Raw genomic sequence first — 25,439 nt, 5'->3', positions numbered from 1 at the left:
GGCGCCCGGCCGCGCGCCCCCGCGCGCGCTCCGTCCGGTCCGGTGGCGACGGGCCCGACCGGGCTCAGAAGGTGACGGCGATCCCGGTGTGCGGACGCTTGCCGAGCCGGGCGATCGTCGCCGGCCAGTCGACGATCCAGAACTTCCAGGTGTACTTGCGGGCCAGCAGCTTGCGCGCCGCGCGGGTGCCGTCCTCGTCGAGGAGCGTCGCCGTGCCCTCCGCGCTGGGGGCTCCGTCGGCGATCCTGCCGCGCACGTCGCAGACGGTCACGACGACCTTGCCGTTGTTGCGCAGCCGCTTGACCTTCCACGAGTCGGAGCGGGTCCAGATGTACAGCACATCACCTTCGGCGGCGGCCCAGACGGGCGTGGCGACGGCTGTGCCGTTCTTCCGGTACGTGGTCAGGCTGACGTATTCGCTGCGCGCGAAGTCCTGGAGAGTCACGGCGCGACCCTACGCGCCCCGGTGGGCGTCCTGCCGGTCGGGGCCGTCCGCATGGGTGAGGGTCTCCCAGGCGACGAACAGATCGTCCGTGCCGGCGGGACGCGTGGCGGCGGCCAGCTTCTCGGTCTCCGGGAGCGCCAGGTGCAGGCGGTGGCTCAGATGGTTCAGGGCGATCTCGACGTCCGGGCCCATGGTCCGCACCACCGTGCCGCCGCAGAGCCACTTCGGCGGTTTCGCGCCGAGCTGGTAGCGGGCGTGGAACTCCACGGCGGAGCGCAGCCGCTGGGCCTGTTCGGCGTAGAGGTCGACGCCCTGGTGCCAGGCGGTCTCGGCGATGTGCGCGGTGGCGGCGAGCGCGTAGCCGATGTGCATGAGGTTGCGGCAGGTCTCCTGGCCGAGCCCGTCCACGTACTTCCGCTGCTCGAACCAGTACGCGCGGATCTCCTCCGGGGTGTCGATGGTGCTGCCGGGCGGCGGCTTCGGCAGCGGCCCGTCGGAGGTCAGGTAGAAGTAGGCGGGCACCCGGTCGCGGTAGCGGCGCAGGGCGTCGGCGAAGACGGTGTGGTCCTCCAGGAAGACGGCGATGCCGATGGCGGCGTCGGTCATCGTCAGTTCCCAGTTGCCGTTGTAGTCGGGCACCGGCGCGGTGACGTCGGGGAGGTAGGCCTTGCGCAGCATCCACTTGAAGCGCTGGACGGCGGGGCCCTGCCAGGCCGGGTAGGTGGCGTGGACGAGGTCCGCGGCCCTGGCCCAGGTGGAGCCGGCCCAGGCGGCCTGGAGACCGGCGTTGCCGTCGCTGTGCTTCTTGAGGGCGGCGGACCAGGCGTCCATGATCCGTACGGCCTCGGCGGCGTACCGGGGCTCTCCGGTGAGCTGCCAGAGCAGGGCGTGGGTGTACGCGGCGATGGCGTCCTCGCGCTCCGCCAGGCAGGCCAGCGGCCCGGAGTTGGGCGGGCAGGCGACGTCCTCGGCCGGGTGCGGCGTGTAGGCGAGCGAGGCGTACCGGCTGGCCTTCATCGCGTCGAACGCGGACTTCCAGGGCTCCCGGCCTTCGGCGACCTTCTCCCGTACGGCGGCGAGCCCGTCGGCGCTGACCACCACGCCGGGATGCCGGAAGGCGGCCGGGCCCGTGGTGTCCTTGGGCGCGGCGGAGTCGTGGGCGGCGGGGGCGCAGGCGGGCAGCAGGAGCAGCGGGGCGATCAGGGCGGCGCGAAGACTCTTCCGTACGGGCACGCCTCCACGGTGGACCGGGGCGGGGCGAGGCGCAGGATCTGTTGCGCCGCCCGTGCGCGGTCGCCCGGTTACGCGATCAGCGGCACCGCGGACGGTTCCGGCGCGCAGCGGCCGAGGATCTCGTCCAGGGAGAGGCCCAGCGCACCGGCGAGGGCGGCCACGGTGAAGAAGGCGGGTGTGGGGGCGCGGCCGGTCTCGATCTTCCGGAGGGTCTCCGCGGAGATTCCGGCGCTCGCCGCGACGGCGGCCATGCTGCGCTCCCCGCGCGCCGCACGGAGCAGCGTGCCGAGCCGTTCGCCGCGCAGGCGCTCTTCGGGTGTCAGAGGGGTGCGGACCATGGGCCCATCGTACTACGGAATGCCATTTCTATACCGTCATTACTATACCGCTTCGACCGGTATAGTAATGGGCATGGTGCACATCAAGACGGACACACAGCTCGAAGCGATGCGCGAGGCCGGACGGGTCGTCGCGCGGATCCTGACCCGGGCGCGGGAGGCGGCGGCGGTCGGCGTGACCCCCCGCCAACTGGACGAGGCGGCCCGCGAGGTGCTGAGCGAGGCCGGAGCCTCCTCGCCCTTCCTGAACTACAAACCGCACTTCGCGCCCACCCCCTTCCCGGCCGTCGTCTGCGTCTCGGTGAACGACGCGATCGTGCACGGCATCCCCTCGGCCGAGCCGCTGCGCGACGGGGACCTGGTCAGCGTGGACGCGGGCGCGCTCCTCGACGGCTGGGCCGGTGACTCGGCGATCAGCTTCACCGTGGGCGAGGCCCGCCCCGCCGACACCCGCCTCGTCGCCGCCGCGAACCGGGCCCTGGAGGCCGGGATCGGCGCGGCCGTGGTGGGCAACCGGATCGGGGACATCGCGCACGCGATCGGCACGGTCTGCCGCGAGGCGGGCTACGGGATCATGGAGGGCTACGGCGGGCACGGCATCGGCCGGACCATGCACGAGGACCCGTCCGTGCCGAACGAGGGGCGCCCCGGGCGCGGTATGCCGCTGCGGCACGGCATGGTCCTGGCGATCGAGCCCATGCTCATCGCCGGCGGCGGTGACGAGTTCCGCCACGACGCGGACGGCTGGACGCTGCGGACGACCGACGGCAGCCGGGCCTCGCACGCCGAGCACACGGTGGCGATCACGAACGACGGCCCGCGCATCCTGACCGCGCTGTGAACACTCGGTACAGCCGGACACCCCCTAGGAGCGTCCGACGAACTCCCTGGCCAGGGCCGCTCCCCGGCTCTGCGCCCGGGCGCGGCTCTCGATCGGGGAGACGCGGGAGTTCTTGAACGCGATGTACGTGACACCGGACGCCGCGCCTCCGGTCGCGGGGTCGGGGTCGATGCCCAGGGCCTTCGCCATGGCGTACGACGCCTCGCCGATGATGTTCGTGGGGCCGGTGTCGCCGATCACGCCGTAGCGCACCCGGTCGCGGTACACGACGGCCACGACGCTGCCGCCGGTGAGCCCCGACTTCCGGTAGTCCCACACCTTGCTCGGGCCCGGTACCACCACATAGGGGAGCGCGGCCGAGTCCAGCGGTTCGCCGCGGGAGCTCTGGAACGCGGTCTCCGGCAGGAAGTACGGATCGGTCTTCCTGTTGCAGGCCTTCGTCTTCCGGCCGTCGCAGTCGATGTCCATGTCCGCCTTCCAGAAGACGGCGTCCTCGGTGCCGCAGACGGGCACCGTGGCCTTCGCGCTGCCGCTGTCCGTGCGGTATGTGCCCTTCGAGATCCGGGCGCAGGCGCGAACCTCGGCCAGCAGCTCGGCGGCGGTCGCCGCGGTGGCCGTCGCCGGCTCCTGTCCGGGGGCGGGCCCGGGGCCGGTGGCGGACGCGGGCAGGGCCGCCGCTCCGAGGAGCGCGGCGCCGCAGGCGGCGGATGTCAGGGCGAGCATGCGGGTGCGCATCGTGCGGAAGAACCCTTCCCTCGGACCTGGGGACGCCCGTACGGGTTCCCTTGGCGGTGCGCCAAGGCCGCGGGGCCGGTACCGCGCGCTGTGTCGCGTGATACCGGCCCCGCCGCCCCTGCTTCGTCCGGCCGGCTCAGTGACCGCCGCCCGGATGCACCACCATGGCCGAGCCGCCGCCCCGGCGCACCTTTTCCGCCGCCGCGAGCCAGCGGCCGTCGGGCAGCCGCTGCACTCCGGTGGCGGCTCCGATCTCCGGGTTCTGCTTGAAGGCGTGGCCGAGCTTCTCCAGCTCCGCGCGGACCGGACTGTTCCACAGATCGGGCTCGATCTCCGTCGTCGGCGCGTTGCGCTGGCTGGCGCGCGGCGCGGCGATGGCGTCGACCAGCGGGAGCCCCCGGTCCAGATGGCCGGTGAGCGACTGGAGGACCGTCGTGATGATCGTCGCCCCGCCCGGCGAGCCGAGCGCGAGCACCGGCTTGCCGTGCTTCAGCACGATGGTCGGCGAGATCGACGAGCGCGGCCGCTTGCCCGGGCCCGGCAGGTTCGGGTCGTGGACCGCCGGGTTGGCGGGGGCGAAGGAGAAGTCGGTCAGTTCGTTGTTGAGCAGGAAGCCGCGGCCGGGCACGGTGATGGCGCTGCCGCCGGTGGACTCGATCGTCAGGGTGTAGGCGACGACGTTGCCCCACTTGTCGGCCGTGGTGAGGTGCGTGGTGTTCTCGCCCTCGAACGTGGTGGGCGCGGCGGTGCCACCGCTGCCGCACCGCTCGGGGTTGCGCGGGTCGCCCGGCGGCAGCGGGCTGGTCAGCGCCCGGTCGTCGCGGATCAGACACTCGCGCGCGTCGGCGAACCGCTGGCTGAGCAGTTCCTTCGTCGGTACGTCCTCGAAGGCGGGGTCGCCGACCCAGCGGCCCCGGTCGGCGAAGGCGATCCGGCTCGCCTCGATGAGCCGGTGGAGGTACTGGGTCCGGCCGGCCCGGGAGAGGTCGGTGGACTCCAGGATGTTGAGCGCCTCGCCGACGCTGGTGCCGCCGGAGGAGGAGGGGGCCATGCCGTAGACGTCCAGGCCCCGGTAGTTCACCTTGGTCGGGTCCTGGCGCAGGGTCCGGTAGGAGGCCAGGTCCTTGCGGGTCAGATCGCCGGGGCGGACGACCCGGGTGGCGTCCGGGTCGACGGGCGGCTTGCGCACGGTGCGCACGATGTCGTCGGCCAACTCACCCCGGTACAGCTCTCCGACGCCCTTGCGGCCGAGCTTCTCGTACGTACGGGCCAGGTCCTGGTTCTTGAACACCGAGCCGACGACGGGCAGTTCACCGCCGGGCAGGAACAGCTTCGCGGAGGCCGGGAAGTCGGCGAACCTGGCCTGGTTGGCGGCGGTCTGCGAGCGGAAGGTGTCGTCCACGACGAAGCCGTCCCGGGCCAGGCGTTCGGCCGGTTTCAGCAGCGTACGCAGGGACTTGGAGCCCCAGGCGTCCAGCGCCCGCTCCCAGGTGGCCGGGGTGCCGGGTGTGCCCACCCCGAGGCCGCTGGTCACACCCTCCTCGAAGGGGATCGGTGTGCCGTTCTCCAGGAAGAGCGAGGCGTCCGCGCTGCGCGGGGCGGTCTCGCGGCCGTCGATGGTCCGCACCTGGCGCGTCTTCGCGTCGTAGTGGACGAAGTAGCCTCCGCCGCCGATGCCCGCGGAGTACGGTTCCGTCACGCCGAGCGCCGCCGCGGTGGCCACGGCCGCGTCCACCGCGTTGCCGCCCTTGCGCAGCACCTCGATCCCGGCGGCGGACGCGTCCGCGTCGACGCTCGCCACCGCTCCCCCGTGCCCCACCGCCACCGGGGACTTGGGCGGCGCGGGCCTCGGCGCGGTGGGCCCGGCGGTGGCCGCCGGGGCGGCGGCTCCGACCGAGGCGACCACGGCGAGGACGGCCAACAGCGACGTGTTCCGACCGACGGAACGGCGCATACGTACCTCCAGTCAACGGATCTCCGCCGCAGGGTAGCCCCGGCGGACCCGGATCGTCAGGACCGCCTCGAACGGTTACCCGAATGACCGATACCATGCGCGCCCATGACGGACGACGTACGCAACATCGTGCTGGGCGTGATAGCCGCCGGCATCAGCGCCTCGCTGGGCTGGCTGGCCCGGACCTATCTCTGGCGGCGCAAGCTCCGCCGCAAGCAGGTCTTCTTCGGACTGCCGGCGAACTCCGAATGCCTGCTGGTGGTCAACCGGTACGCCGGCGCCGACGGTTCCGTGCACCGCCACGACGCCTTCGCGCTGCTCGAACTCTCCGCGCTGATCAAGGACTGCGCGGCGCACGCGCAGATCGTCACGCACGACACGGCCCAGCAGGGATTCGGCGAGCGTACGGAGTTCTGCGTCGGCGGTCCGATGTCCAATCAGCGGATGGCGGCCCACCTGCGGACCCTGCTGCCCGGCGTGCGGATCAACATCGAGCAGGATCCGGGCCCGGACCGGGTGGCGTTCCAGGTCGGCTCGGAACGCTACCGGCTGGAGCCGGGCACCTCCGAGTACGTGCTGCTCGCCCGGCTGACGGGTGGTCAGGAGGCGCGCCCGGTCTTTCTGTTCTGCGGTCAGCGGGCCATCACCAATCAGGCGGCGACCCGTTATGTGGCGCGGAACTACGAGAAGCTGCTCCGCAAGCACGGCAACAAGTCGTTCTGCCTGCTGCTGAAGGTCGTCAACTCCCAGGCGTACGGCCCCGATGTGGTCGAGCTCGTCGGCGATGTGACCCGCGAGGCGCAGGCCCCGGCGCCCACCGCCCCGCCCGCCTCGCACCGGGCGGGCAGCTGACCGCGCCCCTTCATCGGCGTCGCAGCCGTGCCCGGCCGGCGGCGACCGCCGTGGTGATCTCGCCGATCCCGAACGGCCGGGCCAGCAGCACCACGACGAGCAGCAGTGCGAGGGTTCCGGCTCCGGCGGCGGCCACGTCCCCGGCGCCCTCCGTCGCGCGGGCCGCGCCGTACGCCAGCGCACCGGCGGGCAGACAGGCGGCGATCAGCCGGACGTGCGCGCCGAGGGTCGGCGACCGCAGCGGGGAGGCGGCCCCGGGCCCCGACAGCCGCCTCGACAGGACGTATCCGGTGACGGCGAACCCGGCGAAGAAGGCCACCGTGCTCGCCCCGGCCATCCCGGTCACCGCCCAGCGCGCCGGCAGCAGCAGATACGCGGCGACCGAGAGGCCCGCCTGCACGGCGGCGATCACCAGGTTGAGCAGGAACGGGGTGCGGGTGTCGCTCATCGCGTAGAAGCCGCGCGAGAGGACGTACTGCCCGGAGAAGGCGAGCAGCCCGGGGGCGAACGCCATCATGATTCCGGCCATCACCGTGATATCGGCGTCGGTGGTGCGCCCGTACCCGAAGACGGAGCCGAGCACCCAGGGCGCCAGCACCAGCAGGGCGGTGGCGGCGGGCACGACGACGGCGGCGCTGGTGCGCAGGGCGTACGCGACGTCGCGCCGCAGCCCGGCGAGGTCGCCGTCGGCCGCCGCCCGGCTCATCCGGGGCATCAGCGCGGTGACGAGCGAGACGGTGATGATGCCCTGCGGGACGACCCAGAGCTGGTAGGCGTAGCTGTACGCGGTGTAGCCCGCCCCGCCCGCCACCTGCTGCTCGAACGCCTCCTGACCGGCGATGGTGGAGTACCGGGTGACGACCCAGTACGCGAGCTGGTTGGTGAGGACCAGCAGCACCAGCCAGCCGGCCGCGCGCATCGGCCGGGTCAGTCCGCTGCCGCGCCAGTCGAACCGGGGCCGCCAGCGGAACTTCGCGGCGCGCAGGGCGGGTATCAGGGCGAGGGTCTGGACGGCGATCCCGGCGGTGGTGCCCCAGCCGAGGAGATGGGCGTCGGTGTCGGAGAGGGCGCCGTCCGAGCTCGCGGCGACGGCGATGTAGAGGCCGAACACCCCTATGATCACTACGTTGTTGAGGACCGGGGTCCACATCATCGCGCCGAACCTGCCGCGGGCGTTGAGGACCTGGCCGAGCAGGGTGAACAGCCCGTAGAAGAGGATCTGCGGCAGGCAGTAGCGGGCGAGGGCGACGGTCAGTTCGGCCTGACGGTCGTCGTAGTCGGTGTAGAGCCCGACGATGAGGGGCGCGGCCGCGACGGCGAGCGCGGTGAGCGCGAGGAGGCCGACGGTGCACAGGGTGAGCAGCCGGTCGGTGTACGCCGCTCCCCCGTCGGCGTGCTCCTTGGCGGCCCGGACCAGTTCGGGGACGAAGACCGCGTTGAGCGCGCCGCCGATGAGCAGGATGTAGAGGATGTTGGGCACGGTGTTGGCGACCGTGTAGCCGTCCGCGGTCAGGCCGGTGCCGAGTGCGGCGACGACGACGGCCGAGCGGACGAAGCCGGTGGCGCGCGAGACGACGGAGCCGGCCGCCATCACGGCCCCGCTGCGCAGCACCGAGGCCGGCTTGACCGAAGGCCCGGCGGTGCTGTCGACGGTCGCGCTCACTGAAGGTCTCCCGTGTTCCGAGGTGCAGGCCGACGGTGGAGCGTACTCCGGACCGCGGGGACGCCTCGACGTCAGGGTTTTCCCGGAGCGGACGGAACCCGACATGGGGGAAATACCTCTCCCATGCCGAGCGTCTCTGCCCTGGAGGTTTTTCCGTTGAGTCCCGCACGCCCGCACATCCGTCGTACCGCCCCGGCCGGCCGGAGGGCCCGGCTCGCCCTGACCGGGCCCGCGGCGCTGCTCGCCGCCGCGCTCACCGCGTGTTCGGGCGGCTCCTCGGGATCCGCCGGGTCGGGCGGGGACGACAAGGCGCCCGCCACCAGCGTCTCGGTGAACCTCACGGGCAAGGCCGCGACGCCCGGCGGTCCGGTGAAGGTGACGCTGGCGCACGGAAAGCTCCAGGCCGTGTCGGTGACGGCGGGCAAGGGCGGTGCGCTGGCCGGGAAGATATCCGCCGACGGCCGGACCTGGACGTCGGAGCGGGTCGCCGCACCGGGCACCGCGTACACCGTCGAGGCGAAGGACACGGGCGGCGGCAGCGACCGGGCGGCGTTCACCACCGCCGCGGCCGAGAAGGTCAACAAGCTGTCGCTGGCGCCGGGGAAGAACACGACCGTGGGCATCGCACAGCCGCTGTCCGTCGTCTTCGACCACCCGGTGAAGGACAAGGCGGCCGTCGAGAAGGCCCTGAAGGTCTCGACGTCCAACGGCACCGAGGGCTCCTGGGGCTGGCTCCAGGACTACTCGGGCAAGGACCGCGTCGACTGGCGGCCCGAGGAGTACTGGAAGCCCGGTACGAAGGTCACCCTGGACGCACGGCTGAACGGCGTGAACACCGGCGCCGACGGCGGCTGGTTCGTCCGCGACTACGCGACGACGTTCACGGTCGGCGCGGCCCAGGTGGTCGAGGTCGACCTCGACCGGCACCGGCTCGCCCTGCGCCGGGACGGGAAGCAGGTCCTGGACCTCCCGATGTCGGCGGGCACCCCGGGCGGCGAGAAGGCCTCCTGGCGGGGCACGGCGGTCCTGATGTCGAAGGAGGGCACGATCAACATGCGCTCCGAGACGGTGGGCCTCGGCGACGCCTACGACAAGATGGTCGACTACTCGATGCGGCTGACCTGGTCGGGGATGTACGCCCACGCGGCCCCGTGGAACGCGCGCCACTTCGGTCAGGCCAACCGGAGTTCGGGCTGTGTCGGGATGAGCGACGCCGACGCGGCCGCGCTGTACGGGCAGGTGCGGGTGGGCGACCCGTTCGAGATGACCGGCGCGGAGGCCAAGGGCACGGTCGCCGAGGGCAACGGCTACGGCGCGTGGAACGTCTCGTGGGCCGACTGGCGGGCCAAGAGCGCCCTGTAGCGAGCGGCTGCTGACACGACGGCCGGGGCCCGACGTCCGCCGAGCGGCCCCGCGTCGCGTAGTTCCACGACGCGGGGCCGCTCGGCGTCGGCAGACTGGTCGGCGATGCCCCCGTACACCTTCCACGGGCAGACGCCGGGCCGGCCGTTCCCCGTAGACCCGGAGCTGTGCTCCACGGCCCACGACGTCCCGGCCGGTCACCGGCTCGCCCTGGTGATCGACACCGTCGATCCGCTGTACATCGAGCACAACCCGACCGGCGCGCAGCTGACCTTCTTCCCGCCCTCCACGGACCCGGGTCGACTCCCGGTCCCGCTGCGCGAGAAGTGATCACCGACTGCTGCCGGGCGGGCACTGCCCGGCTACTGCCCTCCCGGCAGCAGCGTCCCCGGTTCGGCCGGGGTCACCCCCACCGCCTTCGTCTTCGGATTGCGCCGCTGACGACGGGCCGCCCAGGTGGCGAACCACGAGAGCAGCATGCACATCCCGATGTAGATCGGGGAGATCACCATCACGACGGGGATGAAGGGAAGATCGTAGTCGAGATTCGACGCGATCAGCTTTCCGGCGTGGAGGAATTCCTCGTAGGTGATCAGATAGCCCAGTGAGGTGTCCTTGAGCGCGACCACCAGCTGACTGATGATGGTAGGCAGCATCGCGCGTACGGCCTGGGGTGCCAGGACGAACGTGGTGACCTGTGTCTTGCGCATCCCGAGCGCGTACGCGGCCTCGCGCTGGCCCCGGTCCACGGAGTTGATCCCGGTGCGGAACACCTCCGCGAGGACCGAGCCGTTGTAGAGCGTGAGACCGGCGACCAGGGCGGGCAGCGGCTGGACCTTCAGCGCCACGAAGATGAAGAAGATCATCACCAGTACCGGCATGGCCCGGAAGAACTCGACCAGCAGGGTGGAGATCCAGCGCAGCACCCGGTGTTCGGAGAGCCGGCCGACCGCGAGGACCGCGCCGAGCGCGAGCGAGAGGACCGCGGCGTACGCGAACGCCTTGAGGGTGTTGCCGAGGCCGCGCAGCAGCAGTTCCTGAATGCCCTTGTACTCGAAGGGCGTCCACTTCTGCGCGGTGAACTGGTCGGTGTCGAAGAGCAGATAGACGATCCAGCCGAACAGCGCCACGATCAGCACCGTCGAGGCGATCCCGTACATCAGGTGCCGCTTGCGGGCCACCGGTCCGGGGATGTCGTAGAGCGCGGTGGCCGCGGGCGACGACGGCCTGCGGGTGAGGGTCTTGGTCATCGTGCCACTCCCCAGCGCTTCTCCATCACGTTGAACACCGCGCTGATGGTCAGGGTGATGATCAGGTAGCCGACGGCGATCCAGATGAAGGACCAGATGATGCTGTAGCCGAGCTCGTTGAGCGTCTTGTAGGTGCCGAGGAGTTCGGTGACGCTGAACGCGCCGGCGATCGCGGAGTTCTTCGCCAGGGCGATCAGGGTCGAGCCGACCGGGGGGATCACCGACCGGAACGCCTGCGGCAGCACCACGGTGCCGAGGGTCTGGCTGAAGTTCATGCCGAGGCTGCGGGCCGCCTCGCCCTGGCCCTTGGGCACGGTGTTGATGCCGGAGCGCAGCACCTCGCAGATGAAGGCCGAGGTGTAGCAGCCGAGCGCGATGACGGCGAAGACCTGGAACGGCAGGACGAGCCCGAAGCGGGGCAGGCCGAGCAGGACCGCGAAGAACAGCAGCGTCAGCGGGGTGTTGCGGAGCACGGTGACCCAGACCGTGCCCAGCACCCGGAAGGAGCCGACGGGCGCGACCCGGAAGGACGCCATCAGGAAGCCGAGGACGAGCGCCAGCGCGGAGGCGTAGACGGTCAGCTCGACGGTCCCGAGGAAGCCCTTGCCGTAGAGGGAGAAGTTCTCTGTCAGTACGTCCATGGGTGAGGCGCGTCCCCTCAGTTCGCCGGGTAGCGGTCGATGGGCGGCGGGGTCGGCGCGGGCGCTCCGGAGAGGCCGAGCGTCGCTTCGTACGCCTTCTTCCAGTTGCCGTTTCTCTCGTTGGCCTCCAGCGCGTCGTTGATCGCGTTGCGCAGGGCGTTGTCGCCGCGCGGTACGCCGATGCCGTACGGCTCCTGGGAGAAGGGCTTGCCGACGACCTTCATCTCGTCGGGCGCCTTGGCCGCGAATCCCAGCAGGATCGCGTCGTCGGTGGTGACGGCGTCGACCTGGTAGGTGAGGAGGTTGTCGACGCAGATCGAGTACGTGTCGTACGCGACGAGCGTCGCCTTGGGGTAGTCGGCGGCGATGCGCTGGTAGGGCGTGGAGCCGGCCGCCGAGCAGACGGTCTTGCCCGCCAGGTCCTGGGGCCCGTTGATGTCGTTCTCGTCGGTGCGCACCAGCAGTCCCTGGCCCGCCATGTAGTACGGGCCGGCGAAGCCGACGAGCTTCTTGCGCATGTCGTTGATGGTGTAGGTGCCGACGTAGTAGTCGATCTGGCCGTTCTGCAGGGCCGTCTCGCGGTTGGCGGAGGCGATCGTGCGGAAGCGGATCGTCTTCGGTTCGAAGCCGAGCGAGGCCGCCACCATCCGGGCGATCTCGATGTCGAACCCGGAGTAGATCCCGGTCGCCGGGTCCTTCTCCCCCAGGTACGGCTGGTCCTCCTTGGCGCCGACCACCAGGTAGCCGCGCCGCTTCGCCTTGGTCCAGGTGCGGGAGTCGGGCAGTTCGAAGCCGGTGTCCACCTGGTACGTCGGCAGGGCCTCGGCCTTGGGGCCCTTGACCGGCGGGCTGCCGTCCTTCCCGCAGCCCGCGGCGAGTGCGGCGAGCAGGAGACCGGCCACCAGGGCGACCGCCCTGCCCGTACGCGTGTTCCTCGTGCGCAACATGGAAGCCTCCCCTCAGTGCTTGAGGATCTTGGACAGGAAGTCCTTGGCGCGGTCGCTCTCCGGGTTGGTGAAGAAGTCCTCCGGAGTGCGGTCCTCGACGACACAGCCGTCGGACATGAACACGACGCGGTTGGCGGCGGAGCGGGCGAAGCCCATCTCATGGGTGACCACGACCATGGTCATGCCGTCCCGGGCGAGCTGCTGCATGACCTCCAGCACCTCGTTGATCATCTCCGGGTCGAGCGCCGAGGTCGGCTCGTCGAAGAGCAGCGCCTTGGGGTCCATGGCCAGGGCGCGGGCGATGGCCACGCGCTGCTGCTGGCCGCCGGAGAGCTGGGCGGGGAACTTGTCGGCGTGCGCGGCCAGACCGACCCGCTCCAGCAGCTCGCGGGAGCGCCGGTCGGCCTCGTCCTTCTTGCGCTTGCGGACCTTCAGCTGCGCCAGCGAGACGTTGTCCAGCACGGTCTTGTGGGCGAAGAGGTTGAACGACTGGAAGACCATGCCCACTTCGGCACGGAGCTGGGCCAGGCCCTTGCCCTCCTCGGGAAGGGGTCTGCCGTCGATCGTGATGCTGCCGGACTCGATCGTCTCCAGCCGGTTGATCGCCCGGCAGAGGGTGGATTTCCCGGAGCCGGAGGGGCCGATGACCACCACCACCTCCCCGCGGCCGACGGTGAGATTGATGTCCTGAAGTACGTGCAACTCCCCGAAGTGTTTGTTGACGTCCCTCAGTTCGATCAACGGATCGACGGCCATGCGCTGCCCTACCCACTTGTCGCTGTGTCGAGGTCAGCGCAAACTATCCATCGCGAAAAGGGACTTCGCACCCGACACGCGTAAATGGCGCAAAAGGCTTTTTAACTGGATTAGTCGAAGAGGGTAGGTGCGGACGGGGCGGGCGGGGGCGGCCGACTCCCGGGTCAGTTCTCCGCGGACTCCGCGTACACCTGGGAGAGCTCCGGGCTGCCCGCCACCGCCCAGTCGAGACCTGCCGCGACGACGTCGATCTCCCGCCCGGACTCCAGCCGCACCACGGGCCGGCCGCTCGGCCAGACGTCCCACACGGCGCCCGGGACGGTCCGCACGATCACCGTGCCGAGATAGAGACCGGCGTCGTTGCCGAGCCAGGGAAGCTCTTCGGGGTCGTCGCGCCAGCGGGGCGGCAGCTGGTCGAGCGCGGCCAACGAGGCGGAGGTGTCGTCGAGTTCGAGTCCGTGCTGCCCCGCCCGGACGCGCAGCAGTTCGCATTCGGCGAGCAGCTCGGCCACACCGTCGGGGTCCGTCTCGACGGCGGCGGCGAGTGTGCCCGAATGCGTACCACCCTGACGCTTACGCCAGTTGTCCAAGAAAGGGATGTTCATACCACTAGGGTCCCATCCCGGCCAGGTTCCGCACCACAGGGCGCGCGGCGTTCACCGTTCCCCCACCCGCCCCGGCCCGGTGACCGAGCGAATATCTAAGGTACGTACATGAGTGCACAGACGTACGTCGCGGAACTGTTCTCGCTGGAAGGCCGGGTGGCGGTGGTCACCGGCGGCAGCTCCGGCATCGGCCGGGCGATCACCGGCGCGCTGGCCCGGGCCGGGGCGAGCGTCGTGGTCATGGCCCGCCGGGAGGCGGAGCTGAGGAAGACCGTGGACGAGCTGACCGCCGAGGGCTGCCGGGCGGCCTGGGTGAGTGCGGACCTGAGCACCACCGAGGGGGTCCACACGGGGGCGGAGGAGGCCGTGGTGCCGTTCGGCGAGCCGGACATCCTGGTGAACTGTGCCGGGATCAATCTGCGCCCGCCGATGACCGGGCTCGGCGAGGACGTCTGGGACACCACGATGGCGGTGAATCTGAAGGCCCCGTTCCTGCTGGGGCAGCGCTTCGGGCCGGGCATGGCCGAGCGGGGGTACGGGCGGATCATCCACGTCACCTCGCAGCAGGCGCACCGGGCCTTCGTGAGCAGCGGCGCCTACGGGGTGTCCAAGGGCGGCCTGGAGTCGCTGACCCGCTCGCAGGCCGAGGCGTGGTCGCCGCACGGCGTCACCGTGAACAGCCTGGTGCCCGGTTTCGTGCTGACCCCGCTGAACGCGCGGCTCCAGTCGGACCCGGAGAAGGTGGCGGCGCTGGCCGCCCGCACCCTGGTGGGCCGCAACGGTCTCGCGGAGGACTTCGCGGGGGCGGCGGTGTTCCTGGCGGGGCGCTCCTCGGCGTATGTCACGGGGCAGTCGGTGTGCGTGGACGGCGGGTTCTCGGTGCACTGAGGCCGCCGCCCACGCGAGGGGCCGCTGTGGAGCTCAGGGGTTCTGCTGCCGGAGGGCCCCGGCCGCCTCGCCCACCGCCCGCTCCACCGCGGCGGACACGGCCTCCTTGTCCAGGCCGAGGCCGGTCAGCACGCCGGAGCCGTCCTCGAACTCCAGCAGGGCCAGCAGGATGTGCTCGGTGCCGACGTAGTTGTGGCCGAGCCGCAGGGCCTCGCGGAAGGTCAGCTCCAGGACCTTCTTGGCGTCCGCGTCGTACGGGATCAGCTCGGGCGCCTCGTCCACGGGGGCGGGCAGCGCCGCGGTCGCCGTCGCCCGCAGCGCGTCCGGCTCAACGCCCTGCCCGACGAGGACGCGGGCGGCGATGGCCTCGGGCTCGGCGAGCAGGCCGAGGATCAGATGGGCGGGGACGATCTCGGCGTGCCGGGCGGCCTGGGCCTCGTTGTGGGAGGCGACCACCACGTTGCGGGCGCGCGGGGTGAAGCGGTTGAAGCCCTCGTTCGGGTCCAGGTCCGAGGAGCTTTCGCCCTTCTTGGGCACGAAACGCTTCTGGGCGGCCTGGCGGGTGACCCCCATGCTGCGGCCGATGTCGGTCCAGGAGGCGCCGGAGCGGCGGGCCTGGTCCACGAAGTGGCCGATGAGGTGGTCGGCCACGTCGCCGAGGTGGTCGGCGGCGAGGACCGCGCCCGAAAGCTGCTCCAGGGCGTCGTCGTTGGTCTTCTTGATGGCCTCGATCAGATCGTCGAGGCGTACGGAAGGGGTGACGGGAAGAGGCTGCGTCATGTGACAACCGTAGGTTGACACCCAGGGAGTGTCAACCTCGGGTTGTCACGTGGCGCGGGACCTCGCGCCCGCCTCCGCCCGACCGCTCAGAGATCCAGGTCGACGACGACCGGGGCGTGGTCGGACGCGCCCTTGCCCTTGCGCTCCTCGCGGTCGACGTAACTGTCCTTGACGGCGGCGGTGAACGGGGCGTTGCCGAAGGTGAGGTCGATCCGCATGCCCTTGTTCTTCGGGAACCGCAGCTCGCGGTAGTCCCAGAAGGTGTAGGCGCGGTCGTACTTGAGGGGGCGGGGGTGGACCTCGCTCAGACCCTCCGCCTCCAGGGCCGCGAGGGCGGCGCGCTCGGCGGGCGTCACATGGGTGGCGCCCTCGAACAGCGCCGGGTCCCAGACGTCCTCGTCGGTCGGGGCCACGTTGAAGTCGCCCAGGACCGCGAACGGCAGGCTCCCTGCGGCGTCCGCCGCCACCGCCTTCCGCAGGGCCTCCAGCCAGCGCAGCTTGTACGCGTAGTGCTCGTGCGCGACCTCGCGGCCGTTGGGCACGTACACCGACCACAGGCGCAGCGGACCGCAGGTCGCCGAGATCGCGCGGGGCTCCTGCACCCCGTCGTACTCCGGGCCGCCGGGCAGCCCGGTGACGACGTCGGCGAGGCCGACCCGGGAGAGCAGCGCGACCCCGTTCCACCGGCCGGTGGCGTTGACCGCGGACTCGTAGCCCGCCTCGCGCAGGGCTTCGGCGGGGAACTGCTCCGCCGTGCACTTGGTCTCCTGGATGCACAGCACATCGGTGCCGCTGCTCTCCAGCCAGGCCAGAAGCCTCGGCAGCCGGGCGGTGATCGAATTGACGTTGTACGTGGCGATGCGCATGGCAGCCAACCTAGCGGCTCCCACTGACAGCGGCCGCCGGGCTCACAGCTCGGTGGTGCCGCCCGGGGCCAGCCGGCCGTGGTCCGCGCCGCCCAGGGCGCCGATCTGGTGGTCGTAGACCGGCCGCGCCAGATCGGTCAGCAGGGCGTCGTGGACGTCGATGGCGCGGCGCGGCTCGACCTCGCGTACGTAATCGATGACCTCGGAGATCTTGCTCCAGGGGGCCATCACCGGCAGCAGGAGGGTGTCCACGGGACGCTCGGGCACGGTGAGCGCGTCGCCGGGGTGGAAGACCGAACCGTCGACGAGGAAGCCCACGTTGGTGATCCTCGGGATGTCCGGGTGGATCACCGCGTGCAGCTCGCCGTGCACGGTGACGTCGAATCCGGCGGCGGTGAACGCGTCCCCGTCGCCCACGGTGTGCACCCGCCCCGGGAACGCGGCCGAGAGCTGCTCGGCGACGCTGCGCAGCGTCCAGATCTCGGCCGCCGGGTTCGCCTCCAGGCCTGCCCGCAGCCGCGCCTCGTTGAAGTGGTCGGGGTGCTCGTGCGTCACCAGCACGGCGTCCGCGCCGAGCGCCGCGTCGTCCTCGGAGAAGCCTCCGGGGTCGATGACCAGGACCCGGCCCTCCTTCTCGATCCGGACGCAGGAGTGGGTCTTCTTGGTCAGGGTGAGTGCCCGAGGCGATGCGTTCATGGCCCCATCCTGCTACGCGGGCGGCGTGGTTTCCTCCTGGATCACCTGCTGCGCGACGGCGAAGGCGGCCCCGGCGGCCGGGATGCCGCAGTAGACGGCGGTCTGGAGCAGAACTTCCTTGATCTCGGCGGGCGTCAGACCGTTGCGCAGGGCGGCCCGGGTGTGCGCGGCCAGGCCCTCCAGGTGGCCGGAGGCGACGAGCGCGGTGAGCGTGATGACGCTGCGGGTGCGGCGGTCGAGGCCGTCCCGGCTCCAGACCTCGCCCCAGGCGTACCGGGTGACCAGCTCCTGGAAGTCCTCGGTGAAGGCGTCGGCCGAGGCGTTCACCGCGTCGACATGGGCGTCGCCCAGCACCTCGCGGCGTACCTTCGTGCCCTGCTCGTGCCGGATGTCCGGGGCCGGCGCGGGGGCGTCGGCGGCCACTGCGGCCGGGGCGATCTCGGCCACCGGGGCGAAGGGGACCGCGGGCGTCGCGGGGCCCGGGACCGTCGGCAGTACGGGGATCGCGGCCGAGGTGTCCTGCTGCCACGCGGTGGAGAAGTGCATCAGCAGCAGATCGCTGACGGCGGCGGGCTGCTCGACCGGCGCGAGGTGCGAGGCGCCGGGCACCAGCGCCAGGCGGGCGTCCGGTATCCCGGCGACCAGCGTGCGGGCCTCGGCGGGCCCGGTGACCTGGTCCTCCGCCCCGACCAGGACCAGCGTGGGAACGCCGATCCGGCCCAGCGCGCCACGGATGTCGAACGCCGCGAGCGCCTCGCAGGCGGCGATGTAGCAGCCGGGGTCGGTGGTGCGGACCATTTGCACGGCCCACTCGACGATGGCGGGCTGCGCGGCGGCGAAGCCGGGGGTGAACCAGCGCTCCGGCGCGGTGCGGGCCATCGGCTCCAGGCCGTTGGTACGGACGATCACGCCGCGCTGACGGAACTCGTCGGCCGTGCCGAACCGGGGCGAGGAGGCGACGAGCGCCAGCGAGGCCACCCGGTGCGGGTGGCGCAGGGCCAGGTCCGCGCCGATCGCGCCGCCGATCGAGCAGCCCGCGTAGCCGAAGCGCTGGACGCCGAGACCGTCCAGGGTCGCGAGCAGCCGGTCGCCCAGCTCGGCGACGGAGGCGGCGGCGTGGGCGGGCGCGCCGCCGTGGCCGGGCAGGTCGTAGCGGAAGATCCGCCAGTGCTGGGACAGCTCGGGAATCTGGCGATCCCACATGTGCCACGTCGTCCCGAGCGAGGGGCCGATCACCAGGACCGGGGCGTCCTCGGGCCCGTCGAAGCGGTACTGCATGGATTCCGTCGGATTGTCACTCACCGTTCCCACGCTCCCACATCTCTCCGGGCCGCCGACCGGCGGGGGCCGGAGAGCGGCCGCACCGCGTCGGGCGGTACGGAGGCGGAGCACGGCACACACAGGTGGCCCCCTTTCGCCGACCGGCGCAGAAAGAGGGCTCGCCCTATGCGAACGCAAATGAAGGATGGGCACGCGAGAATACGGAAGGCAGGGGCGTGCCGATATGGAACGAAGCCCGGGGAATTGCCTCCCCGGGCTTTTCCCTACCGGAGCACAGGGGTTTCCGGCTTTCCGTACCGGAGCAGAGCGGCGCACAGAGCACCGAGACTCAGAACACAGAAAAGGGTCCGGAAGATGTTCACCGGCACCCAGACCGATTTGAAGTCGTGGATCACCGCGTGCACGTCCTGGGCGGACGCGGAGCCGCCGAGCGCCGCGAGGTCCGCGTTGAGGGGAAGGTTGACCGCGACGGTGACGACGAGCACCAGCAGATAGCAGAGTGCCGCGGCGGCCAGCGGCAGGGCCACCGCGCGGCGCTTGCGGCGGAAGGCCACGATCGCGGCGGCGACCGTGAGCCCCAGCGTGGCGAGGAAGACCAGGCCGAACAGCGCGCTGCCGTCGATCGCCGCGTTGAACCGCTGCATGGCCGCCGCGTAGGCGGCGTCGTCCAGCTCGGCCAGGCCCGGCATCACCGAGATGTCGTAGGCGAAGAACAGCCCCGCCATCAGCCCCGTGCAGAGCACGGATGCCACGAGGAGCGGCGCGGTGATCCGGTCACCGGCGGGCGGATGCCCGCCGGGCCGGACCGGGCCGGCCTGGTACGGGGTGGCATGGGGAGGGTAATGGCTCATGTCGCAGTCCTGTCGATCGGATGGACTCTCCCGGGCGGTGGCGTACGGTGCACGCGGCAGAACGGAGCGTGTACGCGGTGCGCGCGATCATCCCAACAGGTTCAGGGCCCAAAGGTCCATACCTCACGCACTCACGCGCATACGCGTACGTCACCCCCGGCCGCCGGAGGAGGCCGCCAGGCACTCCTCCAGGAACGCCAGCGCCCGTGCGTGGTAGAGCGGGGCGGCCAGCCCGAGGCTGAGGTTGTGTCCGGCCTCCGGCAGGCGTTCGACGGCCGGGCGGCGCGTGCCCGTGAAGCTCGCGGCCACCGCGGCCAGTTCGTCCCGGTCCAGGCGCCACCAGCCCTCGTACGCGCCGAAGGTGAGGCGTACCGGGCAGCGCACCCGGGCGGCGGCCGCCGGGAACCGGGCGGGCCACCGCCCCGTCTCCGCCTCCTCCGCGGCCGGAACCTCACGGAGGAGGGCACGGCTGGCCCGGAAGGTGCCGCCCGGATAGAGGCGCAGCGGCCCCCAGTTGAGCTCTCCCGCCCCGCCGGCCAGCGTGTCCGGGAAGTGGGCGGCGGCCGGTGCGTAGTGCCAGCCGCAGCCGTTGAGGTCGAGCCCGAGCAGGCGGTCGGCGGGGGTCGCTCCGGTCCAGGGCTCCCCTGCCAGGTGCAGGGCGGTCTTGCCGCCGTCGGAGTGTCCGAGCAGGAAGAACCCGGCCCCGACCGGGTGGAGTCCGGCGTAGTCGGCGAGCGATCGGCGCAGCAGCAGGGCCTGTTCGGCGAGCGGCAGACCGTGCGGGAGGGCGGCGCGGGAGAGACCGTAGCCGGGCCGTTCCACCGCGAGGACCGTGTGGCCGAGCGAGGTCGCGAGGGCGAGGAGCGAGGTGTGCGGGGCGACCGGTCCGGCGAAATAGCCGGGTGACATGGCCCGGCCGTGGACGGCGACGAGTACCGACCTGGGCGCACCGGTGGCCGGTTCGGCCCGCCAGGCGCCGAGGCGGTGGCGGCCGTGGCCCAGCACGATCTGCTCCACGCCGCCCGGAGCGGCGTCGTGCCCGGCCGCGGTGACGTCCGCCGTGGCCACCGACTCCGTCGGCGCGGCGCTCACGCGGGCACGTCCTCGGCCTCGCCCGCGACCGCGGGGCCGGTCACGGGGGCGGGGTGCGGCAGGACCGGGGGCGCTTCGACGGTGAGCGGCACCGTGACCCGCCCGGTCTCCTCGGTGCCCGCGGCGCGGTGTGCGTCGAACTCGGCCAGCCAGGCGTCCACGCTCGGCGCCCGCAGCAGCGCGGTCCCGATGAGCAGGCCCCGGTAGCCCCCGGCCAGCAGACCGGCGGCGGTGGCGGGGTCGCCCACCGCGCTGGCGCTGACCGGGCAGAGCGTGCCCGCGGCCCGTACGGCGGGCAGCAGCGCACGGCTGCGGTCCAGGTCTCCCGCACCCCGTTCGCGAGCGGTGATGTCCTTGTTGTTGACGGCGACGACGCAGTCCTGCGGGTCCGGCAGACCGATCGCCTCCTGGGCGTCGGTGATCTCCACGAACGGGGTCAGCCCGTGCGCCCGGCATGCGCGGGCCAGGTCGTGCAGGGACTCCCGGGGCAGCAGCGCCGCGGTCAGCAGGACCGCCGAGACGCCCGCTCGGGCGGCGGCGGTGACCTGGTCGTGCCGTGTCACGAAGTCCTTGAGCAGCACCGGGACGTCCACGCGGGCCGTCACCTCGTGCAGCATGGCGGCCGAACCGCCGAACCAGCGGCCGGTCACGACGGACACGCACGGGGCTCCGGCCCGCTGGTAGGCGGCGGCGATGTCGCCGGGGGTGCGGCCCCGCAGCAGGTCGGCGCCGTGCGCGTCGCGGGACTTCACCTCCATGATCACGGGACGGTCCGCGCCGAGGAGCGCGGAGAGGAAGGGTTGCGTCATCGGGCTTTCCTCACGGAGTGGCGGGCTTCTCTTGCGGGGCGGGGGACGTCACGGCGCAGGGGCGGGTGTGCCGGTCCAGGCCCGGTCCAGCGCGGCGACCCGGGCCGGGTCGAGAAGGCCGGCGTCCGCACGGGCGGCGTGGTCGATGTCGACGCCCCGGAACCCCGCGTGCGCGGCGAAGGCGTGACCCGGTGCGTCGGCCTCGCCGAGGCCGCCGGCGAGGATGAACGGCCGGGGCAGGACGGGCAGCAGGGCCTCCAGCGCCTCGGCCGGCACGCGGTGGCCGGTACTGCCGACCGCCCCGCCCCGGGTCGCCGCGTCGACGAGGAACAGGTCCGCTCCGGCGCGGGCGTACGCCGTCAGGAACGGCCGCTCGACGCACGCCCCGTCAAGAACGTGCACGGCCTTGACCAGCACCGCGTCGGGAAGGGCCGCGCGCAGGGCGGCCACGGCCGCGGGCGGCTGGTAGGCGTGGAGCTGGATCCAGCGCACCCGGGCGGCGCGGGCGGCGGCGGCGATCCGTTCGGCGTCGTGCAGGAAGGTGACGAGCACCGGCTCGGCCCGGCCCGCCGTGCGGACGGCGTCGGCCAGTTCGGTCAGTCGGGCTCCGGTCAGGTCGCGGGCCCCGTTCTCCACCCCGTACCAGAGGCCGACGAGATCGGCCCGTGGCGCGACGGCGGCGGCCTCCTCGGGGGCGGTGGCGCCGCACACCTTGAGCAGTGGCCGGGGCGGGGTGCTCATCCGCCCAGCCCCAGGGCCGAGGCGACGTGGTTGTACTGGATGTCGTTGGTCCCGGAGTAGAGGGTGCCCGCGACCGCGGCGCGTACCTCCTTCTCCAGGCCGACCTCGGCGAGGTAGCCCGCGCCGCCGAAGACGCGGACCGCCGAGAGGCTGGTGGACAGGGCGGCCTCGCTGGCGAGGATCTTGGTGATGGCGAGGTCGGCGGTGACGTCCTCGCCCGCGGCGAGCCGCTCGGCGGTGTCGTAGAGCCACTTGGCGGCGGTGTCGGTGCGGATCTTCATGTCGACCACGCGGTGCGAGACCGCCTGGTAGTCGCCGATGGGGTGGCCGAAGGCCCGGCGTTCCCGGGCGTAGCCGACGGTGCGCTCCAGCCGGTGGCGCATCTCGCCGAGCTGGACGGTGAAGCCGAACAGGATCTCGCGCTTCATCACGTGGTCCAGGACGAGCAGTCCGCCGCCGACCCGGCCCAGCACCCGGTCGGCGGGTATCCGGCAGCCGTCGAGGTGGAGGGTGGACAACGGGGCGGTGCGCAGGCCCATCTTGGCGGTCGTCCCGCCGACGGAGAGCCCGGGGGTGTCCCGGTCGACGAGGAAGGCGGTGGTGCCGAGCGGTCCGCCCTCCGGTCGGGTACGCGCGTAGACGACGAAGACGTCGGCGATGGGGCCGTTGCTGACGAAGGCCTTGCCGCCGGTGAGGACGTAGTGCGTGCCGTCGCGCTCGGCACGGGTGGTCATCGCCATGGCGTCGGACCCGCTGTCGGGCTCGGTGATGGCGTGCGCGCCGATCAGCTCGCCCGAGCAGATGCCGGGCAGATAGCGCTCGCGCAGGGCGTCGCTGCCGAAGGCGGTCAGGGGGACGCCGGTGCTGGCCATCGACGTGGTGGCGCAGAAGTTCAGCCCGGACTCCCGGCAGGTCTCGCCGAGGGTCTCCAGGACGTGCAGGGTGGTCAGAAGGGACTGGCCCGCGCCGCCCCACTGTTGGGGGAACGGCAGCCCGAGGACTCCGCTGTCGGCGAGGGACCGCCAGCGGTCCGGTTCGAACGCGGACCGGGCGTCCGCCTCGATGTGTCCTTCGCTCAGGATCTTGCCCCACTGGGCCATGCCGGCGCAGAGCGCCTGCTGATCCGCGTCGCGGTTTCTCATGGCGGAGCCTTCCGTACGGGCCGTGCGGGTGGCCTCGGTCGATGACGGGCGGAGGGGTGACGGCGGTGTCCCGTCGTCATCAGGTCGGCGGGCGCCCCTGGTTCAGGCGCCCGTCGGGTGAGCGGCTGTGCTGCCCGGACAGGCCTAGTAGGCCGAGGAGACGCCTTCGGCCAGGCTGTGCACCTCGTCGCCCTGGAGCGCCGGGGCGAAGACGCAGACCAGACGCAGGTCCTCGTGCGGCGAGGCGATCAGGAAGTGCGGGTCGTTGTTGTCGAGCGAGTAGAGGACGCCCGGCGTCAGCGGATGACTGGTGCCGTCGAGTTCCACCACCTCGCCGGAGCCCTCGATGCAGTAGCAGGTCTCCAGGTGGTTGCGGTACTCCAGGCGGGACTTGGTCCCGGCACGCACGGTGGTGTCGGTGACGCTGTAGCCCAGGCCGTCGGCGTCCAGGATGAATCTGCGGCTGAGTCCGTTGCCCCAGTCGACGGTCTTGACGGTCTCGATGTTACGGATGAGCACGGGGGTCCTCCTTCGGACGGGCGGTGTGGGGACGGCCGAGGGCGGCGACGAAGGAGCGGTAGCCGTCGACCGGGTCGGACCCGGCCTCCAGACTCCGTTCCACCGCGGCCACTCCGGCGGAGCCGACGATCGCCGCGTCCGCGCCGCTGCGGGCGACGGAGGCGAGATCCTCGGCGGTGGACACCCCGAAGCCGACGGCTATCGGGGAGGCGGTGAGGTCGCGCAGGGCGGCGACGGTCGGCGCCAGACCGGCGTGGCCGCCGTCGGGCGTTCCGGCGCCGCTGCGCCCGTAGCGCGCGACCAGGTAGAGGTATCCGGTGGCGTGGGCCGCCGCCTCGGCGACGGTGGCCGGTGCGCTGGCCGGATAGCAGGTGGTGACCTCGGGCAGGCCCGCCGCGTGCAGCGCCTCGTGGTGGGCCGGCCGCAGCCGGGGCGGCAGACCGTGGGCCAGCAGGGCGTCGGCGCCGCTGTCCGCGACGGCACGGGCGTAGTCGGCGGGCGCTGCGGTGCGCAGGCTGTGGCTCCAGTCGGCGAGCACCGCGATCCGCAGCCGCTTCAGCCCCGGCCGTACGGCGGCGACGAAGGCCAGGGTCTCGCGCAGCCCGACGCCCCGGGTCAGCGCCCGGTCGGCGGACCGGCGCACGACGGGCCCGTCGGTGGGCGAGTCGGGGAAGGGGACGGCCAGTTCGAGGCAGTCGACGCCCGACGCGTCCAGCTGCGCGACGAGGTCGGTGAGGACGGGCAGCGGCGGGTCGCCCGCGTTGAGGAAGACCGCCAGGCCCAGCTCCTCGCGGGCGCGGGCCTCGGCGAAGAATTCATCCGGCACGGCCCGCACCCTTCCCCTTCAGCCGGTCCAGCAGGTCGAGCGCCGCCCCGTCGTCGAGCGCGGCGCCCGCCTCGGCGACCGCCTTCGCCCAGTCGTCGCGGTGACCGGCCGCCAGGGCGAGCGCGGCCGCGTTGAGCTGGAGGGTGGCGCGCAGGGGACCGCCCGCCCGGCCGGCGAGGACGGTACGGAAGTGCTCGGCGGCGGCCTCCCGGGGGACGGGGGCGAGATCGTCGGGTGATCCGCCCGCGGGGACGAGGTCGCCGGCGCGGAGTGTCAGTGTGCCGCCGTCGGGGAGGTGGACCGTGTTGTCGCAGATGCTGAGGAGTTCGTCGGCGCCGAGCGGGTTGGTCACCAGCCAGGTCGCCGGGGCGCCGGGCCGGGCGGCCACGGCCCGCAGGGCGGGCGGGACGCGGCCCCCGCTGACGCCGGTGACCTGGGCGGCCACCGGGACGGCCGCGAGGAACGGGCCCAGGGTGTTGAGGAACCGGCCGAACACCCGCATGGGCGTGGGCACGGCCAGCAGGGCGAGCCGGGCCAGCTGCACGGGGTAGACGAACGGCCCGGTGAAGACGATGCCGTGGGCGTCCAGTTGGCCGGACGCCTGGTCGAGGGAGGCGGCGAACGGAACGCCCAGCCGGTCCAGGAGGTCGACCGAACCGGTGCGCGCGGTGTGGGCGCGGGAGCCGGACTTGACGACCCGGACCCCGCAGGCGGCGGCGACCAGCGCGGCGGCCGTGGACAGGTTCACGGTGGGCGGACCGCCGCCGGTGCCCACCACGTTGACGGTGCCGGGCCAGGGCGTCGCGGGCCGCGCCGGGCGCCGCCGGTCCAGCGCGTCGAGCAGGGCGAGCAGGCTGTCCTCCTCGGGCAGGGCCGCGGTGAGGGAGGCGAGGAGCGCCAGCGCGTCACCGCGGTCCAGTGCTCCGTCGGCCAGCGCCTGCCAGAGTGCGTCCCACTGCTCGGGGCCGGCCGGGGCGCGCCGGTCGACCATCGGGACGAGGGCCGGGTGCACGGCTCAGCCTCCCGTGGCGGCGGTGCTCCGGGAGCGCGCGATGTAGGCGTCGATGGCGTTGACGCTGCGGAAGTTCTCGGGGTCGAGGTCGGTGTCGCCGACCGCCAGCCGGAAGTGGTGCTCGACCCAGGCGATCAGCTTGAGGACGCCGAGGCTGTCGAGCGCGCCGTCGGCCAGGAGGTCCATGTCGTGCGGGAGTTGGGAGGGGGTGAGGTCGGGAAGGAACTCCCGGACGATGTACTCGCTGATCTGGTCGGCGTTGCTCACGGGGCGCTCCTTGGCGGGTTGCTCGTACGGGGTTCTCGGGTGGCGCG

The 25,439-nt window shown here is 72.5% G+C and carries 28 protein-coding genes and 1 pseudogene; 5 read left to right on the top strand and 24 right to left on the bottom strand.

Features of this window, described 5'->3' with window-relative positions; all coding sequences use genetic code 11:
- Nucleotides 1-64: 64 nt before the first annotated feature.
- From KV381_RS30900 to KV381_RS30890, 3 genes are all read right to left on the bottom strand, one after another.
- Nucleotides 65-445 (bottom strand): PPOX class F420-dependent oxidoreductase, encoded by a 381-nt coding sequence (locus KV381_RS30900; RefSeq protein ID WP_086778384.1) that lies wholly within the window; start codon nt 443-445, stop codon nt 65-67.
- Nucleotides 446-454: 9 nt separating this feature from the next.
- Nucleotides 455-1,678 carry an alginate lyase family protein gene (locus KV381_RS30895; RefSeq protein ID WP_218786816.1) on the bottom strand — a complete coding sequence of 408 codons (1,224 nt, stop codon included), beginning with the start codon at nt 1,676-1,678 and terminating at the stop codon, nt 455-457.
- A gap of 68 nt (nt 1,679-1,746) precedes the next feature.
- The gene (locus KV381_RS30890) at nt 1,747-2,016 is read right to left on the bottom strand and encodes a helix-turn-helix domain-containing protein (RefSeq protein ID WP_030084178.1); all 270 of its coding nucleotides are present in this window, start codon (nt 2,014-2,016) and stop codon (nt 1,747-1,749) included.
- 73 nt (nt 2,017-2,089) lie between these two features.
- On the opposite strand from KV381_RS30890, the gene map reads away from it, so the two are divergent.
- The gene (gene map / locus KV381_RS30885) at nt 2,090-2,857 is read left to right on the top strand and encodes a type I methionyl aminopeptidase (protein ID WP_218786815.1); all 768 of its coding nucleotides are present in this window, start codon (nt 2,090-2,092) and stop codon (nt 2,855-2,857) included.
- Nucleotides 2,858-2,881: 24 nt separating this feature from the next.
- Here the strand turns inward: map and KV381_RS30880 are convergent, their stop codons facing one another.
- Complete coding sequence (locus tag KV381_RS30880; RefSeq protein WP_030084173.1) at nt 2,882-3,592, bottom strand: glycoside hydrolase family 75 protein; 711 nt, start codon at nt 3,590-3,592, stop codon at nt 2,882-2,884.
- A 136-nt stretch (nt 3,593-3,728) separates the two neighbouring features.
- Nucleotides 3,729-5,546 carry a gamma-glutamyltransferase gene (gene ggt / locus KV381_RS30875; protein ID WP_218786814.1) on the bottom strand — a complete coding sequence of 606 codons (1,818 nt, stop codon included), beginning with the start codon at nt 5,544-5,546 and terminating at the stop codon, nt 3,729-3,731.
- 105 nt (nt 5,547-5,651) lie between these two features.
- Between ggt and KV381_RS30870 the strand changes: the two genes are divergently transcribed.
- Nucleotides 5,652-6,398, top strand: a complete 747-nt coding sequence (locus KV381_RS30870; protein WP_030084169.1) for a hypothetical protein — start codon at nt 5,652-5,654, stop codon at nt 6,396-6,398.
- A gap of 10 nt (nt 6,399-6,408) precedes the next feature.
- On the opposite strand, the gene murJ is transcribed toward KV381_RS30870, so the two are convergent.
- Nucleotides 6,409-8,061 (bottom strand): murein biosynthesis integral membrane protein MurJ, encoded by a 1,653-nt coding sequence (murJ, locus tag KV381_RS30865; protein WP_030084167.1) that lies wholly within the window; start codon nt 8,059-8,061, stop codon nt 6,409-6,411.
- A 156-nt stretch (nt 8,062-8,217) separates the two neighbouring features.
- Between murJ and KV381_RS30860 the strand changes: the two genes are divergently transcribed.
- Complete coding sequence (locus tag KV381_RS30860) at nt 8,218-9,423, top strand: Ig-like domain-containing protein (RefSeq protein ID WP_086778388.1); 1,206 nt, start codon at nt 8,218-8,220, stop codon at nt 9,421-9,423.
- 65 nt (nt 9,424-9,488) lie between these two features.
- Nucleotides 9,489-9,753, top strand: a pseudogene (locus KV381_RS30855) (CocE/NonD family hydrolase C-terminal non-catalytic domain-containing protein); the annotation flags it as partial.
- A 32-nt stretch (nt 9,754-9,785) separates the two neighbouring features.
- Here KV381_RS30855 and KV381_RS30850 read toward each other — a convergent pair.
- The 5 genes from KV381_RS30850 to KV381_RS30830 form a co-directional block, all read right to left on the bottom strand.
- Nucleotides 9,786-10,673: an amino acid ABC transporter permease gene (locus tag KV381_RS30850; protein WP_218786813.1), complete on the bottom strand. Its 888-nt coding sequence runs from the start codon at nt 10,671-10,673 to the stop codon at nt 9,786-9,788.
- Nucleotides 10,670-11,314, bottom strand: a complete 645-nt coding sequence (locus KV381_RS30845) for an amino acid ABC transporter permease (protein WP_098025482.1) — start codon at nt 11,312-11,314, stop codon at nt 10,670-10,672. The genes KV381_RS30850 and KV381_RS30845 overlap by 4 nt, the downstream gene beginning before the upstream one ends.
- A 17-nt stretch (nt 11,315-11,331) precedes the next feature.
- Complete coding sequence (locus tag KV381_RS30840; RefSeq protein ID WP_030084158.1) at nt 11,332-12,261, bottom strand: glutamate ABC transporter substrate-binding protein; 930 nt, start codon at nt 12,259-12,261, stop codon at nt 11,332-11,334.
- A gap of 12 nt (nt 12,262-12,273) precedes the next feature.
- Complete coding sequence (locus KV381_RS30835) at nt 12,274-13,017, bottom strand: amino acid ABC transporter ATP-binding protein (RefSeq protein WP_030084156.1); 744 nt, start codon at nt 13,015-13,017, stop codon at nt 12,274-12,276.
- Between the two features lie 164 nt (nt 13,018-13,181).
- Nucleotides 13,182-13,622 (bottom strand): DUF6278 family protein, encoded by a 441-nt coding sequence (locus tag KV381_RS30830; protein WP_218786812.1) that lies wholly within the window; start codon nt 13,620-13,622, stop codon nt 13,182-13,184.
- 108 nt (nt 13,623-13,730) lie between these two features.
- On the opposite strand from KV381_RS30830, the gene KV381_RS30825 reads away from it, so the two are divergent.
- Nucleotides 13,731-14,510, top strand: a complete 780-nt coding sequence (locus tag KV381_RS30825) for an SDR family NAD(P)-dependent oxidoreductase (RefSeq protein WP_218786811.1) — start codon at nt 13,731-13,733, stop codon at nt 14,508-14,510.
- Between the two features lie 33 nt (nt 14,511-14,543).
- Here KV381_RS30825 and KV381_RS30820 read toward each other — a convergent pair whose 3' ends face one another.
- The 13 genes from KV381_RS30820 to KV381_RS30760 all read right to left on the bottom strand — a co-directional run bounded on the left by KV381_RS30820 (nt 14,544) and on the right by KV381_RS30760 (nt 25,392).
- Nucleotides 14,544-15,290 (bottom strand): Clp protease N-terminal domain-containing protein, encoded by a 747-nt coding sequence (locus KV381_RS30820; RefSeq protein ID WP_098025484.1) that lies wholly within the window; start codon nt 15,288-15,290, stop codon nt 14,544-14,546.
- 86 nt (nt 15,291-15,376) lie between these two features.
- On the bottom strand, nt 15,377-16,156 hold the full coding sequence (locus KV381_RS30815; protein WP_030625136.1) for an exodeoxyribonuclease III: 780 nt from the start codon (nt 16,154-16,156) through the stop codon (nt 15,377-15,379).
- Between the two features lie 42 nt (nt 16,157-16,198).
- Entirely contained in the window at nt 16,199-16,852 is a 654-nt protein-coding gene (locus KV381_RS30810; RefSeq protein ID WP_193462992.1) for an MBL fold metallo-hydrolase, read from the bottom strand.
- Nucleotides 16,853-16,864: 12 nt separating this feature from the next.
- A complete protein-coding gene (locus KV381_RS30805; RefSeq protein WP_193463024.1) occupies nt 16,865-18,130 on the bottom strand; it encodes an alpha/beta fold hydrolase in 1,266 nt (421 codons plus the stop codon).
- A gap of 266 nt (nt 18,131-18,396) precedes the next feature.
- Nucleotides 18,397-18,984 (bottom strand): DUF1772 domain-containing protein, encoded by a 588-nt coding sequence (locus KV381_RS30800; RefSeq protein WP_218786810.1) that lies wholly within the window; start codon nt 18,982-18,984, stop codon nt 18,397-18,399.
- Between the two features lie 150 nt (nt 18,985-19,134).
- Nucleotides 19,135-20,076 (bottom strand): alpha/beta hydrolase, encoded by a 942-nt coding sequence (locus KV381_RS30795; RefSeq protein WP_256995181.1) that lies wholly within the window; start codon nt 20,074-20,076, stop codon nt 19,135-19,137.
- Nucleotides 20,073-20,885, bottom strand: coding sequence for an indole-3-glycerol-phosphate synthase (locus KV381_RS30790; protein WP_218786809.1), 813 nt, complete (start codon nt 20,883-20,885; stop codon nt 20,073-20,075). Before KV381_RS30790 ends, KV381_RS30795 begins: the two co-directional genes overlap by 4 nt.
- A gap of 48 nt (nt 20,886-20,933) precedes the next feature.
- Nucleotides 20,934-21,626 carry an N-(5'-phosphoribosyl)anthranilate isomerase gene (locus tag KV381_RS30785; RefSeq protein WP_098025489.1) on the bottom strand — a complete coding sequence of 231 codons (693 nt, stop codon included), beginning with the start codon at nt 21,624-21,626 and terminating at the stop codon, nt 20,934-20,936.
- Nucleotides 21,623-22,768 carry an acyl-CoA dehydrogenase family protein gene (locus KV381_RS30780; protein WP_030084135.1) on the bottom strand — a complete coding sequence of 382 codons (1,146 nt, stop codon included), beginning with the start codon at nt 22,766-22,768 and terminating at the stop codon, nt 21,623-21,625. Before KV381_RS30780 ends, KV381_RS30785 begins: the two co-directional genes overlap by 4 nt.
- 144 nt (nt 22,769-22,912) lie before the next feature.
- Entirely contained in the window at nt 22,913-23,287 is a 375-nt protein-coding gene (locus tag KV381_RS30775) for an ectoine synthase (RefSeq protein WP_030625146.1), read from the bottom strand.
- Entirely contained in the window at nt 23,274-24,113 is an 840-nt protein-coding gene (gene trpA, locus KV381_RS30770; protein WP_030625149.1) for a tryptophan synthase subunit alpha, read from the bottom strand. Before trpA ends, KV381_RS30775 begins: the two co-directional genes overlap by 14 nt.
- Complete coding sequence (locus tag KV381_RS30765; protein WP_030625152.1) at nt 24,103-25,125, bottom strand: anthranilate phosphoribosyltransferase; 1,023 nt, start codon at nt 25,123-25,125, stop codon at nt 24,103-24,105. The genes trpA and KV381_RS30765 overlap by 11 nt, the downstream gene beginning before the upstream one ends.
- A 3-nt stretch (nt 25,126-25,128) precedes the next feature.
- On the bottom strand, nt 25,129-25,392 hold the full coding sequence (locus tag KV381_RS30760) for an acyl carrier protein (protein WP_030084126.1): 264 nt from the start codon (nt 25,390-25,392) through the stop codon (nt 25,129-25,131).
- Between the last annotated feature and the right edge of the window lie 47 nt (nt 25,393-25,439).

The sequence above is a fragment of the Streptomyces sp. WY228 genome, assembly GCF_019287315.1.
In the GTDB taxonomy this organism is placed as follows: domain Bacteria; phylum Actinomycetota; class Actinomycetes; order Streptomycetales; family Streptomycetaceae; genus Streptomyces; species Streptomyces caviscabies.
The sequence above is the reverse complement of the archived record's forward strand: the minus strand, read 5'-3'. Positions and strand labels throughout refer to the sequence as shown.

Excerpts from the sequence above, each read along its gene's own strand:
- ggt (WP_218786814.1), bottom strand. The coding sequence starts at position 5,546 with ATGCGCCGTTCCGTCGGTCGGAACACGTCGCTGTTGGCCGTCCTCGCC.
- KV381_RS30840 (WP_030084158.1), bottom strand. The coding sequence starts at position 12,261 with ATGTTGCGCACGAGGAACACGCGTACGGGCAGGGCGGTCGCCCTGGTG.
- KV381_RS30785 (WP_098025489.1), bottom strand. The coding sequence starts at position 21,626 with ATGAGCACCCCGCCCCGGCCACTGCTCAAGGTGTGCGGCGCCACCGCC.
- KV381_RS30835 (WP_030084156.1), bottom strand. The coding sequence starts at position 13,017 with ATGGCCGTCGATCCGTTGATCGAACTGAGGGACGTCAACAAACACTTC.
- KV381_RS30880 (WP_030084173.1), bottom strand. The coding sequence starts at position 3,592 with ATGCGCACCCGCATGCTCGCCCTGACATCCGCCGCCTGCGGCGCCGCG.
- KV381_RS30850 (WP_218786813.1), bottom strand. The coding sequence starts at position 10,673 with ATGACCAAGACCCTCACCCGCAGGCCGTCGTCGCCCGCGGCCACCGCG.
- KV381_RS30790 (WP_218786809.1), bottom strand. The coding sequence starts at position 20,885 with ATGACGCAACCCTTCCTCTCCGCGCTCCTCGGCGCGGACCGTCCCGTG.
- KV381_RS30810 (WP_193462992.1), bottom strand. The coding sequence starts at position 16,852 with ATGAACGCATCGCCTCGGGCACTCACCCTGACCAAGAAGACCCACTCC.
- KV381_RS30845 (WP_098025482.1), bottom strand. The coding sequence starts at position 11,314 with ATGGACGTACTGACAGAGAACTTCTCCCTCTACGGCAAGGGCTTCCTC.
- KV381_RS30820 (WP_098025484.1), bottom strand. The coding sequence starts at position 15,290 with ATGACGCAGCCTCTTCCCGTCACCCCTTCCGTACGCCTCGACGATCTG.
- KV381_RS30780 (WP_030084135.1), bottom strand. The coding sequence starts at position 22,768 with ATGAGAAACCGCGACGCGGATCAGCAGGCGCTCTGCGCCGGCATGGCC.
- map (WP_218786815.1), top strand. The coding sequence starts at position 2,090 with ATGGTGCACATCAAGACGGACACACAGCTCGAAGCGATGCGCGAGGCC.
- KV381_RS30830 (WP_218786812.1), bottom strand. The coding sequence starts at position 13,622 with ATGAACATCCCTTTCTTGGACAACTGGCGTAAGCGTCAGGGTGGTACG.
- KV381_RS30805 (WP_193463024.1), bottom strand. The coding sequence starts at position 18,130 with ATGCAGTACCGCTTCGACGGGCCCGAGGACGCCCCGGTCCTGGTGATC.
- KV381_RS30870 (WP_030084169.1), top strand. The coding sequence starts at position 5,652 with ATGACGGACGACGTACGCAACATCGTGCTGGGCGTGATAGCCGCCGGC.
- KV381_RS30815 (WP_030625136.1), bottom strand. The coding sequence starts at position 16,156 with ATGCGCATCGCCACGTACAACGTCAATTCGATCACCGCCCGGCTGCCG.
- KV381_RS30800 (WP_218786810.1), bottom strand. The coding sequence starts at position 18,984 with ATGAGCCATTACCCTCCCCATGCCACCCCGTACCAGGCCGGCCCGGTC.
- KV381_RS30890 (WP_030084178.1), bottom strand. The coding sequence starts at position 2,016 with ATGGTCCGCACCCCTCTGACACCCGAAGAGCGCCTGCGCGGCGAACGG.
- KV381_RS30825 (WP_218786811.1), top strand. The coding sequence starts at position 13,731 with ATGAGTGCACAGACGTACGTCGCGGAACTGTTCTCGCTGGAAGGCCGG.